Here is a 14,518-nt window from a genome sequence, read left to right on the forward strand (position 1 = left end):
ACGCGAGCTTACTTAGCTTGAACGCTTAGAAAAGCTCGCTTTTAGGCAGGTTTATTTCGACGCAGAGGCCACTTTGATCAGGCCGATTTTTGGCTTTGATGTGGCCTTTATGAAGTTCGACTGTCCGTTGAGCAATACTCAGCCCTAATCCGTATCCACCGCTGGAACGATCACGAGCCTGATCCGTGCGGTAGAAGGGTTCGAAGATGTCATTTAGCTCTGCTTCGGCAACACCCGGGCCCTGATCGCAGATAGATATCATGTAGTCTTCGCCTTCGCTTTGTAGCTGGATATCGATCTGGCTGTTGGCCTTTGTGTAGTGAATTGCGTTGCGAATGATATTTTCAAAAACGCCGACTAATGTATTGCTGTAGGTTGCAACTAACGCTTCGTCGAGTGATGTTTCAAAATGTAGGCGTAACTGTTTTGGTTTGGTTTCTTCTTCAAAATCATTGACGACTGTTTCCAACAGCGCTTTAAGGTCAACCACATCGTCCAGATCCCATGAGTCGATCTCAGTTGTTGGGAACGACAGAATGGTGGTTATGATATCGTTTAGGTAATCCGCCGCTTTGCTTGCTTTGTCGAGTTCGAGTTTAACCTCGTCGCTACTTTTTTGGTGGGCGATTCCCAAAGCAAATTGAATTCTTGCCAGTGGCGAGCGCAATTCATGGGACACGTCTTTAATTAAGCGCTTTTGTTCCGCCATTGAGCGCTCAAGACGAGCTGTCATGTTATCGAAATCGCGACTAAGCTCGGCAATTTCATCGTGGCGTCTACCAAAGGTGGGGCTTAAGCGTAGGCCCAAGTCACCTTTAGCGACACCATAGGTCGCCTCGCGAAAAGCACGGAAATCACGTGTCATATGATGAGCAAAGACAAAGCAAACTGAACCGGAAATTAATATAGAAATTAAAAAGAATTGCCAGTTGTTAATGACATAAAGCTGCCACAATACTCGCCGACCATAGAAGGGGGTTGAAAAGGAAACGATACGTAGATTGTTGCCGTCGGGTAGCAATATATAGCGGCCTGCGTAGCTTTGTTCATCACCACTGCTTTTGTAAAAGGGTGAGGTGAGGCTTATTTTACCGAGTATTTCATCAACTTCTGGCGGTATTGGTCGTGCGCGTAAGTCGTAGCCATATTCATCGACAATGAAAACACGTTGAAACAGCCAGTCCGGTGCCTCCGCTACACCCGTTCGCAATATATCTAATTCCCAGTGGATTAACGAATCTACCGTTGCGTGTAAACCACGAACCGCGAACTTGTCATAGGGGTTGTCTTCGTAGCGAACCAGCGCGCGGTTTGGGTTTAAATCAAACCAGTGCGCCCAGACATTGTGGAACAGAATAGTGACGATATTGATTAGCCAGAAGCCAATAAATATTCGCAAATATATCCTAGTCATTTTGCTCGCTAGTGGTCAGCATATAGCCGGCACCACGAATATTGATGATCAAATCGCGGCTAGCACCATTCGAGGCGAGTTTCTTGCGAATGTTGCTGATGTGGACATCAATACTGCGATCGTAGGGCGTTAACTTTCGGCCTAGGGCTTCTTCAGTGAGCACATCTTTGCTGATGACCTGACCGGGTGAGCGCATCAACCACTCTAATACCGCAAACTCAGCGCCGGTAAGCGTCACTGCGTCATTGTTGTACTGCACTGTGCGGCTGCCCAGGTGAATTCGTAGATGATCAACGCTAATGCTGTCGTCAGATTTTGGCTTACTTTTTTCTTCGCTGCTGCGTCGTAAAATAGCTCGCAACCGTGCGACCAGCTCTCGTGGGTTGCATGGTTTGGCCAGGTAATCATCAGCCCCCAGTTCGAGGCCGACAATACGGTCGACTGTATCGCCTTTGGCGGTCAGCATCAAAATGGGCGTCTTGATGGTATCGCGCAGTTTACGAAGCACCTCAAAGCCGTTGAGGTTAGGAATCATGACGTCTAGAACGATGACGTCGAACTCAGTTTCCTTGGTGGCATCGACTACTTTCGCGCCGTCATGGACCATTGAGACATCAAACCCTTCTCCTTGAAGGTAGTCGCGGAGCAGATCGCAGAGTTCTAAATCATCATCAACTAAGAGAATTTTGGGCATAGCGCTTTGGTGCCTTTTTATGATTGTCGGTTTTATCGGGTCTTAGTCTAGGTGGGCGGCCGTGACCAGTCGTCCAACCTCCTATTATTATGGTGTTAGCGTCCTATTGTAAAGCAGTGGCAGAATTCATCCAGGTAAGATTTTCTGGTCAATTGCTAAGATTATCAGTCTATTAGGAGAGATGAGTTTGCCTACATGGCCCATAAAGCGAGCGTCAGGCGTAAAAAAGGCCACTGTGAGTGGCCTTTTTTGCAGATCATCGTGACTTTATCGCTTCTTTTAGCTTGTCACGCATTTCGCTGAGGGTGGAATGGGTTGTATCCCAGTCGATGCAGGCATCGGTAATCGATATTCCGTACTTTAATGCGCTAATGTCGTCGGTGAGCTTTTGATTGCCGGCCTCGATGTTACTTTCGACCATCAAACCGATGATGGACTTGTTGCCCTCTAGGATCTGATTGGTCACATTGCTCATAACTAGCGGTTGCAACTCATGATTCTTGTTCGAGTTCGCGTGACTGCAATCAACCATGATGTTGGTTGAGAGGCCTGCGTTTTCTAACGCTTTTTCTGTCATCGCAACGCTCACGGAATCATAGTTAGGCTTGTCATTACCTCCGCGCAGAACGATATGCCCATAGGCGTTACCGCGAGTATGCGTAACAGCAACACGCCCCTCAGTATTGATGCCGAGAAAACGATGCGGGCTGGATACTGACTGTAACGCATTAATCGCAACGCCGAGGCCACCATCAGTGCCATTTTTAAAGCCAACAGCGGACGATAAACCGCTCGCTAACTCGCGATGGGTTTGAGATTCGGTGGTGCGTGCACCAATGGCAGACCATGACACCAAATCCTGTAAATACTGTGGTGAGATTGGGTCGAGTGCTTCGGTTGCTAGTGGTAGGCCCATTTCTGCGATATCAATTAGCAGTCTTCGACCGATTCTAAGTCCGTCTTCGATTTTAAATGAATCGTTCAAGTACGGGTCGTTAATGAGACCTTTCCATCCAACAGTGGTACGCGGCTTTTCAAAATAGACGCGCATAATAACCAAAATAGTGTCCGAAACCTCGTCCGCCAATACTTTGAGGCGCTTAGCATAATCTTTGGCTTCATCTACGTTGTGGATAGAGCAGGGGCCAACCACAATCATAATGCGAGGGTCTTTGCGGTCGAGAATGTCGCGAACCGCTTGTCGGCCTGCAAGCACTGATTCTAGTGCAGCGTCCGAGAGTGGCATCTCTTTTTTGAGGTCTTGCGGTGTGAGCAGGACATCTTGCGAGACAATATTGAGATCTTCAACAACCTGTGTCATTTTCGTTACCAATTCTTTTCTTATACCTGCAGAGTCATTTTCTGCGTGGGCTGAGCATTCTAAAGGAAAATGCAAAGCTTGTGCGATTAATTATCAAGCCAATACCCGATAGTTTGAGTTAATTGTTGGTGATTTCGTGGAATATACCCATTAGTGGGAAGTACAGTCCTTGTTTGGTTGGATGGGCAGGATCTAACTGTGACATAAGCGTCGCGTAGCGAGCCAATTGCGTTCGGTACGCGGCGACTTCCATTGAGACAAAATCGTCAACCGATTGGTTCGGTGCTGGCTCGCTCGATTTATAATCTACTACCCATCGCGTACCGCCATCGACAAAAGTGCGATCAATGCGGAACTCTCTAAAACCGACGTTAGGGTCGAGTAGTGGTAGTTCCGACGCGCTTTGTTCATGACTATTATCCAGTAGCCAGCGTCCGGTTTGATCATTGAGCATGGTGGTCAGGGCTTGAAGGATACGTTTACTCTCTGAGCCTGCGACTTGTTTTTGTATGCCCAACTGACGAAGCTGCAGTTCCCAAAAAGGGAGCTGTTGTGCAAGCCTGGCCATCGTCCAACTGTCGACACCCGATTCTGTGATGTGCTCAATGGCTTGGTGCAGCACTGTGCCTACATAGCGTTGCTGGCGCATGAGTAACGCATCGGCAGAAGGGCGGTTTTGCAGCGCTAATTTGTCTTGCGGACTGGTGGTTGTCGCCTCGGTTGCGACGGCATTTTCGATTGCCGTGGATTGTTTGAAATCGGCTAAGGTCTCATTGCGTGGAATCGGTGGGGCAAACCAATTTGATTTGAGTCGAAGAATCTGAGTGTGCGGCATTACCGTGTCGTTTTGTTCCACATCGCCAAAGGTCAGATCCATATCATGTTCTAGCGTTGGCCAAACGTGAGACAACAGTGACCTGTCAGAGGGCGGTAATACTTTTAAGCCGTCTTTAGTTTCTTTTGCTTTCAGGTTGGCACACAAGTGGAGGTGTTTTACGGCTCGCGTACAGCCGATATACAGTAACCTCGCCGCCTCTAGTTGTTGGCGCAAGGTGAGTTCGCGTTTTAAATAGGTGTACACGGCATCGTCTTGTCCGGTCGCTTTCACCGGACTCATTAATAAATGCGAGTAGCCTTCGGTATCCAAAAAGTTGTGCCACAACAATAGACTGTTAGTATCCGCGGGTGATTGCTTCTCCAAACTTGGAAGAATTACTACATCAAATTCCAACCCTTTAGACTTGTGAATGGTCATGACCTGAATGCGTGATGACTCATCAGAGTCGTCATAGAGTTGTGCTAGTGCCTGGTCAAATTCATCCCAATCTCGAATGCGCCCGGCATGATCATATTCAGCCAGTAGGGCGAAGAAACGTTGCGGACTATGCTTCTCACTGGGGTTCGCTATCGTGGCTGGGCCGCCAAGCGCTAACCAAATGCCTTCAATCCAATAAGCGAGCGGTTTACGCCTTTTTTCTGCAAAAGCCTCTCGTAGAACAGTGGCTAAACGCGCAATGCAAGCTTGGCCCTTGGTACTCAACGGCAAGCTATCGTGATTGAAAATCTGTGTGATGAGCAACGGGAAGTTCCCCGATATTTCCCCTAGCTCTGTTGACTCCGGTTGATGATTCGCGAGTACGTGCAAGTCATGCATGTCTAAACCGCACCAGGGGGCGCGTAGAATTGATAGCCAGGCAATACGGTCGGACGTATCGAGCATCGCTTTTGTTAACGACATTAAATCAACGATTGCCATGCGATTCGACAATGCATCCACCGCAGTGGATTGCCATTGTAGATTAGCATCACGCAGTGCATTGAGAATAGGCGGTAGTTGATTACGGTAGCGGACCAATATTGCAATACTGTCGCTTTCGGATGTCTCTAGCGCTTGCTTGACTAACGTCAATACATGATTAGCTTGATCGGATTCATCGCATTGCACAAACCCTTTTACAGCGATCTGCGTGTCGCTTTGTTCGGAATGAAAATGATCAGCCAATTGGTAACTAACGGCGCCGCGGTTAATATCATCTTGCCGCGGTAAGGCAAATTGGAAGTGCTCGTTAACCCACTTAACAATTGAACCCGACGAACGAAAATTTACCGTGAGGTCTAGCGGCGTTAAGGCCACTTGCCCAATACCATGACGGCGAGCATCCAAAAATATTCCTACGTTGGCATCGCGAAAACTGTAGCAACTTTGCATCGCGTCACCGACTACAAATAAGGTGCGGCCATCGTCAACTTCCCAGCCCTGGGTGAGACGTTGCAGTAAGGTTAGTTGTGGAAGGGAGGTATCTTGAAATTCATCCACCAAAATGTGGCGGATTTTGTAGTCGAGTTTTAATGCGAAATCGCTGGGCGCATCGTCATCGCCAAGCGCAAGTAAAGCGGCCAAGGTGATTTCATCGAAGTCGGCAATATTGCCTTGTTGGCAGACCAAACGGAACTCAGCGATAAGTCGTGGTAATAGTCGCCCGAGAGAATCAAGGACTTCCCATTGCTCGGCTGACATTTCCAAGCTCGGCGCGGCTTTAATATCTTTCACGTAAGCCAGTAAGTTTCGGCTATTTTCGTCAGCGGCAAGCTCCTTAAGCAACGCCAGCATCTTCGCTTTTTGTACAGCTTCAATGCCGTCTTTATTGCCTTTAGCGGCGGGAGGGAAGCCTTGGTTTTTATTGAGCGCTTTTCGCCACCCTGTGGAAGGTAGTGAGTCGCCGCCTGTCGTTAGTAATTGGCTCAGTGCTTTCCATTGTGTGAGCAGGTCTGACGAAGGTGCTTGATAAAAGTTCACATTTAACAGTGACGCAATTGGCGACTCTTCACCGACTTTACGTAATTGTTCTGCTGCGTAATGGGCTAAATCATTGAGGTCACCTAGCCATGGTGTTAATTCTCGTTGTAATTTGGCAATAGTTTCTAGGGCGATAATTGATAGGCATTCGTTTATATCGCTGTGACTGTCATGCTGATGGTGCGTAGCAAGTAAGAGGCTTATCCATTGGTTACGTTTGCTTAACAGCTCGATCAATAGGTTTTCTAGGTTGCCCATGTTGTTGTCAAGATGAGACAGAATGCGCGCTATATCTTGCTGTGATTGTTGATCGCCTTTAAAGATACCAAAAAATTGCCGCACCGCTTTCCGGTAAAGCGGTTGAGGGTTATCACTTGGCGATAAAATGCTACTCAAACCGGTATCGAAAGGCAGTTGTTTGACAAGTGATTGGCAAAAGCTGTCAATGGTTTGAATGCGTAGTCGATGCGGCAAGACCAACAGTTGCCAATGACATTCTTCGTCCTTTTCAAGTACTGTTGTAGCAAGGTCAAATGTTAACGCTGCATGTGGGTCGTCTGGCCTTGTAGAATACTTGGCGTCGCGAAGCGCTTCGATAATACGATGACGCATCTCTTGCGCGGCCTTGCGTGTAAAGGTAATGGCTAAAATATCTTCCGGGTTTTCGCAGATGGCGAGTAATTTAAGAATACGTTGGGTGATCAATCCGGTTTTGCCCGAACCGGCTGGCGCAGAGACAATAAATGACGAGGTAATATCCAACGCCTGTTGCCGCGCAGCAATATCCGTCACGACGTGTGCGGTTGATGATTTATTATGTTGGTTGTTCATTGTCTGTATCTATTATCATAATTGCGCACGGCGTTAATCTCGATTAGCGAGATGATCGTTCGAGAACGCAACAAATTCTTGTTCATTGTGACGAGTCAACGGTGTGTAGTCCTCATTAGAAATATCCGGCGCCTTAGTCGCGTATATTACTGCGCAGAGCCCTTGCTTAAATTCGTCGGCTAATAGCTGCAGTTGCTCTTTATAATGCCCCTCGACTTGCTCCCAGGTTTCAATAACCTGGTTTTGCCACGTTAAATCTTTGAAAGCTTTGCTGGGCGATCTTAATGAGTTAATACCTGGGCTGGATGAAAACTCTGCTACGCCAGTGAAACCTAAATCTACCGTGTGGATATTCGCAAAGCTAATGCCACGGATATTGCCGTCGTAAGAGGCTAAGTAAAGCGGTAATTGCGGTTCTTTTATCCGTGACGAATAGAGAGCACTTTCATTTTTGCGACCGGTTTTGTAGTCGATCAATAGTAGCTCATCGTTCAGTTGATCAATTCTGTCAATTCGTAATTTGAAGGTTAGGCCGCCAAACTCTGTAGTAAAACTGTCCTCCAAGGATTTGATAGAAAACGGTTGTCGTTCCTTTTCAATATCGAGCCAGCGCAATACCAATGAGGTAATACGCTGCTTTTCAATGCCGTAATAGAAATCACCTAACTCTACAATATTTCGCTGATAACTAAAGTCCATGGCTTCGTCGACGCACTGACGTACAAGTTCCTCAATAGCCTCATTTTCGAGTTGCAGTAAATTTTCTTGATTTTTTGTAGTAAGCCAAAATAATTCCAGTACTTTGTGAGTGACGTTACCTTTTTCTAATGCGTTGAGACCAAGCGTCAGTTTGTCGTAAGGCCGCGCACCCAAGCGATGTTTGGCAAAACTAATAAAGGGGCACAGAGCTTGCTGTTTGAGAATATCGCTGCCTCCACGCACTGGTTGCCCCGGAATAGGGGTGAATTGTGGCCCGTGTTGACAGTCTACCCATTCGTACACTGAATCTTCCAATTCACAAAGTGACTCGTGGTGTTGTTCGAATAGGCTAGTGGTTGACTCTAGAATATCGTCGATAGAACCGTTAGGGAGATGATCTATTAACGTGGATGCTGGTGTTGCCACTTCATCCCGTTGTTCAGAAAAGCTGACGACGATCTCCGGCGCAGAGCATAACAGTTTCTCAGTGACTGATTGAGCGTACTGAACTTCGCGCTCTACAGAAGCGCGCGGTAACTGGTAATGGCGTTGAAGTGCGATGGGCAATAATGGATTCGGTACAGGCTTGGTTGGCCAGCTTTGGTTATCCATTCCGAGAATCCAACAATGATCAAATGCTAGGCCCGCACCCTCTAAGCTACCTAGAATATAAATAGGTGATTCTTTCACTTCGGCCTGGAAATGGGTTTGCATCGCCATGCGTTGTAGTATCGAGCTAATGTCGGCGTGGCTATAGTTTTTACCACTTTGATCCAAGGTGCCGAGTTTTTCTAGCAGTTGATACCACTGAGAAACCTGTTGATATTCGATACTGTCTAAACGGCGAGTGCCAGGCCAGCCGAGCAACTCTAATAATGACTGGATTCGAGTGATCCAGGTATTGCCATCACACTTGTCGCTATGTTGTCGGTGATAGTCTGCGGCTTGCTGTAATCGCTTAGAGAATTCATTTGCACTGTGAATGTCTGGAGCTTGAGGCGTGTTTTCTTCGGCAAGGTGATGCACGTATTCGCGAATACGTGCACCTCGAACGTTAAAACTTTGCTGTCTTCGAATAAAAGCGCGTAAACGTGAGCGTAATAACAGCTCTTCATCTATATCACCGAAAAATGGTGAATCTAAAATAGCTAGCCAATCGTTAGTGTCGAGGTATGTAAGTCCGATTTTTAAGAGTAATAGTGCATCGCTAATAACCGGTGCACTGGCTAAAGGGAAGCCAGCAGAGATATTAAATGGCAGAGCATAGCGTTTTTCTGTTGGATCGAAAAATTGGGGCTCAAATACTTCAACAAACGCGCGCTCAATTTGATCGCGTACTTGGCCTAGCTCAGGCACCACGATACCAATGGTGGCTTCGGGGTTTTGTCGCAGTTTTTGTTGACTCCACAAAGCCGCGTAGCGTGCTTCTGTCCCGAGATTTTTACAGCCGATTTTTGTGCAATGTGCTTGTGTGATGGCTTTGGGGATAGCGGGTATTTTTCTGACCGTAGCGTTATCGACTAGTTGTTGTGTAACAGGGGCTAAATCATCGAAACCTTGTAAACAGAGCGCGTCAATTTGATCGAGTTGGCCGAGTTGGAAAGCGTCACGCAAAATGCTATGTCGATGCTCTCGTGTTATGGCCTGAGCTTTATTTAAGGCGTTATCTAACTCAGTTAACCATTGGTGTAGCGTCTGTGAATCAATGGTTTGCCATCTTGCATCGTTGATTAGCTCATTCAGAGGGATTTCCCATAGCAGTAGATAACGATACGCCTGCAAGAGCTGGCCAGCCAAAATTTGATAATTTGCTCCGGGTGACCCGAGAGAAGATTGCTTTAATATGTCTACGCAGAGTAATTCCAATTGAATATCGGAATAAATTAAATGTTGTGCGCTAGGGTGTGCTTGATAAATTAATGTCGACCATTGCAGCTGAATCCACTCTTCAAGCGAATAAATAGGCGGTGATGGTTGTACTTTACTGGCAGTCGCTTGACTATAAGCCAACCGCATTTGGTTGCGGAGGCGATTGTTTGGGGTAAGTACGGTGGCACCAGCCTGTAGATCGGTAAGCAGTTGATCAATGTGAAAAAGTGCTTTTGGCATTAAATCGTTCCAGGGCTAGTGAATTCAGAGGTGAGGCCACGAATTATTATGCCACGCTAACAATCTCGATGTTACTGGAAAGCCGGTGGCGAAGTGTATCGTGCAGGCTATGAATGTCGTTGCTGTCTTTTGTGAATACACTTCGATAGGTCGGTGCAGTTAAAGGCGTATGTTCAAAACCGGCTTCTTGCAATAGAAAGTCAACGCGGCGTGCGATGGCTTTGCCTGAATCTAACCATTGCACATGTTGATCAAAATGTTGCGAGAGTTCAGCCTTAATCAGTGGGAAATGCGTACAGGCGAGCACAACGGTATCAAGCTGTGGCAGTAATGGATGCGTTAAAATAGGCGACAGCGCGGCCTGAATGCTATCAGCACTAGGTTGTTCTCCGCGTAAAAATGCCTCTGCGGCCGTGACTAAATCGCCGCTACCCAACGCAAGCACTTCACAATCACTGGCAAAATTGTCGATCAATTCTTGCGTGTATCGTCGCCTCACAGTCGCTGGAGTGGCAATTAGGCCTATGACCTTTGATTGGCTATGTTCGGCAGCCGGCTTAATTGCAGGTACTACGCCTACAATGGGCAGTGTATGTGTCGCTCTAAGGCTTGGTAACACGACGGTGCTGGCGGTATTGCACGCGATGACGATGATGTCTGGTGTGTATTTCGCACTTAGCGCGTCAATAACGCTTGTGACTCGCGCTATTAACAAGTCATCTTCTTTTATGCCGTAGGGGAAAAAGGCATTGTCAGATGCATAGGTAATCGATACGTTGGGAAGAGTTTGCCTAATATCGGCAACAATACTTAACCCTCCGACACCAGAGTCAAAGACCAGGATATGCGGCGGTTGCGCGGCAGTCGATTTAGGCACGTGCAACCGGCTTAACGAGGTGACGATATTTCACGGGTTCTTTAATGAATGTTTTTTCACCACCAATGGCAAACGCTTCAGACAACTGTTCTATGGCCTCGTTGCTGCCTAGTTCGTACAAACATTGGCCCAAACGTAAATGGGTAAAAGCACTTCGGTCAGTTTTTGGGCACTTTAAGGCAGAGCGAAGGGCTTCGGTGCCTTGCTGGAACTGTTTGTTGCGAAAGTAGCCATCGCCAATTGCGGTTAGTATCCAACCGGCTTCTTCAAATTGCGGTTGGGGTTTGGGCACTAGCAGCCAAGCTTGATAGAATAGGCGTAATGCCTGGGGGTAATCCGCTTCATCGTAGCGTTGATAGCCTTCAAAACAGAGGTCTTTGATTTTCTGCTGAATGCTGGGGTCAAGAGATAGAAGTTGGGACATGATGAAGCCGTTTTGTTGTTTCCCGGTGGGGCAGAATCCTAACATAAACGCAGAGTGAATCCAGCCAGTGAATGACGTCGTTTCCACGCTAAACCCTTTGATTATCTTAGCCTTAGCTGTCGCGACGGGGGGGCTCCTTGGCGCGGTCATAACATCGATTATCTTTGGGCGCCGCCTAAATCAGCACGCAAGCCAACATCAGGCGGCAATGAACGACCAACTCGCACAGGCTCAGGTTTTAAAAGAAGAAATTCACCGGTTAGAAAAACAGATAGCCTCTGATCAAGCGGCCATTGCGCAGTTCGCCGAGCTTCGCCAAAAGCTCGAAGAATCCCAGCGTGATGTGCATCAACTAGGTCGTGATAACGCCACCCTTAAAACGCAACTTGAAGTAGAACAGCGTCATTTTGGCGAGCAGATGTCGCTGTTGAAAAATGCCAAAGAGCAACTCACTAAAGAGTTTGAAAATCTCGCCAATAGTATTTTCGAGAAGAAGCAGTCCCAGTTTACGCAGTCCAGCCAAACGACGCTGCAAAACACACTCAACCCGCTCAAAGAACAAATTAAAGACTTCAAACGGCAAGTCGAAGATGCCTACCACAAAGAAAATGCTGAACGTAATAAATTGATCGGCCAAATTACCGAGCTACAAAAGCAGACACAAAAAATAGGCGAAGATGCCGTCAACCTGGCAACCGCATTAAAAGGCAATAACAAGGCCCAAGGGAATTGGGGTGAAGTTATTCTCGAACGTCTGCTGGAAGAATCTGGTTTGCAAAAGGGAAGGGAATACGAGACTCAAGTCAGCCTCAAAGACGAAGATGGAAAACGCCGCAATCCCGATGTCATTATTCGTTTGCCCGAAAATAAAGATATCGTGATTGACGCGAAAGTCTCGCTACTTAGCTACGAAACCTATATTAATAGCGAGAATGATGAAGAACGAGCGGCCGCATTAAAAGGCCATGTCAGTTCGCTTAAAGCACATATCGATGGATTAAGTAAGAAAAACTACGAAAGCCTCGATAATATCCGTACGCTGGATTTCGTGTTTATCTTCATCCCGATTGAAGCGGCGTTTATGGTGGCCCTAGAGCAAGAGCCGGGAATATTCCAATATGCGTACGATAAGCAGATTGTGTTGGTTAGCCCGACTACCTTGTTGGCCACATTGCGTACCGTGGAAAATATTTGGCGTTACGAAAAACAAAACCGCAATGCCGAAAAGATCGCCAATATGGCGGGTGGGTTGCACGATCAATTCTCCTTGGTAGTCGACTCGCTAGAAGAACTTGGCCAGAGTATTGGTAAAACGCAAGAAGCCTACGACAAAACTCAAAAACGCCTACAGAGTGGCCGTGGTAACTTGTACAAGCGTATTCAAGATCTAGAAAAGCTGGGTGCAAAAACAAAACGGCAGCTCAAGCACATCGATCCAGCGGATGGCCACCTGGTGGAGTTTCACGAGGAAGAGTCAGCGAGTGAAATTGATCCTGATGAAGCCAAAACCACTGAAGCACAAGAAGAATAAATTTTTGCCCAGTTTATTGATTGACCTAGTTTATTGACGTGTTGTCGTGACTACCGCCTCGACAACAGTACACCCGCTTCCATATGATCGGTATACGGGAATTGATCAAAAAACGCAGCGCGTTCTATTTGATGAGTCTTGGTTAATTCTTTGAGGTTGTCCGCTAAGGTATTCGGGTTGCAGGAGATATACAAAATTTGCTCGAAGCCTTTCACGAGTTCAACCGTGGCATCATCAAGCCCGGCGCGTGGCGGGTCGACAAAAATCGTCGAAAATTGATAATCCGCTAGATTTACATGTGACAAACGCCTAAAGGGTCTGACCCCAGCGATAGCTGCTGACATATCTTCGGCGGACATGCGTGCAAAGGTAATGTTATCGATCTCGTTACGTTGGCAGTTCTCGGTCGCTGCGGCCGTTAACGGTTTCGAGATTTCTGTGCCTAGTACCTGTTTGAAAGCGCGTGAAAGTGGCAGAGTGAAATTGCCATTGCCGCAATACAGCTCCAGCATATCGCTTTGTTTGTCTTGAGAAATTGGGCTGTTTAGCACGCAATCACTTGCCCAGTACAACATTTTTTCACACACAGGGCCGTTTGGCTGTGAGAAGCAACCCTCTAACTGTTTGTAGTGAAAGGGCTGGCCGTTGATGTCGAATGTTTCGTTGACAAAGTCTTTATCTAGCACGCGTTTCTGTTTGCGGCTGCGGCCAATGATATTGATGCTCAACTGTTCCGAGAGGTTTCGGGCATCGGCCTCCCACTCATCAGTTAAAGGCTTGTGATACACCAGTGTTACAAGCATATCGCCCGCTAGTGTCGATAAAAATTCAACCTGAAAGAGTCGCTGCCGCAATAGCGGGTTTCGTTCGATTGCTTTGATCAAATCCGGCATCAGTTTATTGATGGCTAGGCCCGCGATGGGGAACGTATCGATGCAGGTGGGAGGGTTGCCTGCACCTTGGTCGTAAACTGCATAGTGTGAACGGTCGTCTTGATGCCATATTTTAAATTCCGCGCGCATGCGAAAATGTAATGCAGGTGAAGCAAATGCTTCAATCTCATCTGACTGAGAGTTAGGCAAAAAAGGGGCAAGTAATTCGCGGACTTTATCTTGCTTTTGCGCAAATTGTTTGTCGTAATCGGCGGGGTTTGGCGCAACGGCAATCATACGGGTTGGTTCCTGAAAAAAGAGGAGCTAAATAGTAGCAGCTAAAAAGTAGCGGTTAGAGTAAAAAATAGCCGCGCATTGTATCATGATCTTTATTGGCTGGTTTTTAGATTAGGGTTGCGAGCCTAGAAATTTTGAGGATTTAAAATGATTACACAGGTCAGCGTCTCGACGAGAGGACAGGGCTTACATGATGTTACCGCGAAGGTATCCTCGGCGGTTTCGAAAGCTGATTTAGCGGAAGGGCTAGTGACGTTATACATACAGCACACCTCGGCAAGCTTACTAATTCAAGAGAACTGTGATCCTAGTGCAAAAAATGATCTGGAAAGCTGGTTGAATCGTTTAGTCCCTGAAAATGACCCACTTTATACCCATACGATGGAGGGCGCTGATGATATGCCCGCCCATATAAAGGCTACACTAACTGCCACCTCGTTAAGTATTCCTATTATTGATGGGCAAATCGCCCTCGGTACGTGGCAAGGAATTTTCCTTTGGGAGCATCGCCATGGGTCTCATCAGCGCCGCATTATTGTCCACATGGCTTAAGAAACCGCTTGGCGGGCCCACGTTTTTTACTCCAGAGGAGTCGCACTGCACTTGCTTTTAAAGATTATTTTGCTCGCGAATATTAAGTCAAAAAACCTTA

10 protein-coding genes are annotated in these 14,518 nt (G+C 47.0%); 2 read left to right on the forward strand and 8 right to left on the reverse strand.

Annotation, left to right across the window (positions count from 1 at the left end):
- Nucleotides 1-25: 25 nt before the first annotated feature.
- The 7 genes from ACZ5NB_RS08385 to ACZ5NB_RS08415 form a co-directional block, all read right to left on the reverse strand.
- The gene (locus ACZ5NB_RS08385; RefSeq protein ID WP_460232685.1) at nucleotides 26-1,414 is read right to left on the reverse strand and encodes an ATP-binding protein; all 1,389 of its coding nucleotides are present in this window, start codon (nucleotides 1,412-1,414) and stop codon (nucleotides 26-28) included.
- Complete coding sequence (locus ACZ5NB_RS08390; protein WP_460232686.1) at nucleotides 1,407-2,108, reverse strand: response regulator; 702 nt, start codon at nucleotides 2,106-2,108, stop codon at nucleotides 1,407-1,409. Before ACZ5NB_RS08390 ends, ACZ5NB_RS08385 begins: the two co-directional genes overlap by 8 nt.
- Before the next feature lie 256 nt (nucleotides 2,109-2,364).
- Nucleotides 2,365-3,429, reverse strand: a complete 1,065-nt coding sequence (locus ACZ5NB_RS08395; RefSeq protein ID WP_460232687.1) for a 3-deoxy-7-phosphoheptulonate synthase — start codon at nucleotides 3,427-3,429, stop codon at nucleotides 2,365-2,367.
- A gap of 118 nt (nucleotides 3,430-3,547) precedes the next feature.
- Nucleotides 3,548-7,057, reverse strand: a complete 3,510-nt coding sequence (locus ACZ5NB_RS08400; protein ID WP_460232688.1) for a UvrD-helicase domain-containing protein — start codon at nucleotides 7,055-7,057, stop codon at nucleotides 3,548-3,550.
- 33 nt (nucleotides 7,058-7,090) lie between these two features.
- The gene (locus tag ACZ5NB_RS08405; protein WP_460232690.1) at nucleotides 7,091-9,865 is read right to left on the reverse strand and encodes a PD-(D/E)XK nuclease family protein; all 2,775 of its coding nucleotides are present in this window, start codon (nucleotides 9,863-9,865) and stop codon (nucleotides 7,091-7,093) included.
- Nucleotides 9,866-9,911: 46 nt separating this feature from the next.
- Nucleotides 9,912-10,742 carry a glutamate racemase gene (gene murI, locus ACZ5NB_RS08410; protein ID WP_460232692.1) on the reverse strand — a complete coding sequence of 277 codons (831 nt, stop codon included), beginning with the start codon at nucleotides 10,740-10,742 and terminating at the stop codon, nucleotides 9,912-9,914.
- The gene (locus tag ACZ5NB_RS08415; RefSeq protein ID WP_460232694.1) at nucleotides 10,735-11,253 is read right to left on the reverse strand and encodes a tetratricopeptide repeat protein; all 519 of its coding nucleotides are present in this window, start codon (nucleotides 11,251-11,253) and stop codon (nucleotides 10,735-10,737) included. Before ACZ5NB_RS08415 ends, murI begins: the two co-directional genes overlap by 8 nt.
- Between ACZ5NB_RS08415 and rmuC the strand changes: the two genes are divergently transcribed.
- Nucleotides 11,234-12,697, forward strand: coding sequence for a DNA recombination protein RmuC (rmuC, locus tag ACZ5NB_RS08420; protein ID WP_460232696.1), 1,464 nt, complete (start codon nucleotides 11,234-11,236; stop codon nucleotides 12,695-12,697). The genes ACZ5NB_RS08415 and rmuC overlap by 20 nt on opposite strands.
- 50 nt (nucleotides 12,698-12,747) lie before the next feature.
- On the opposite strand, the gene trmA is transcribed toward rmuC, so the two are convergent.
- A complete protein-coding gene (gene trmA, locus ACZ5NB_RS08425; protein ID WP_460232698.1) occupies nucleotides 12,748-13,866 on the reverse strand; it encodes a tRNA (uridine(54)-C5)-methyltransferase TrmA in 1,119 nt (372 codons plus the stop codon).
- Nucleotides 13,867-14,013: 147 nt separating this feature from the next.
- On the opposite strand from trmA, the gene ACZ5NB_RS08430 reads away from it, so the two are divergent.
- Complete coding sequence (locus tag ACZ5NB_RS08430; RefSeq protein ID WP_460232700.1) at nucleotides 14,014-14,418, forward strand: secondary thiamine-phosphate synthase enzyme YjbQ; 405 nt, start codon at nucleotides 14,014-14,016, stop codon at nucleotides 14,416-14,418.
- Nucleotides 14,419-14,518: the final 100 nt, after the last annotated feature.

It is taken from the genome of Aurantivibrio plasticivorans (assembly GCF_055392955.1).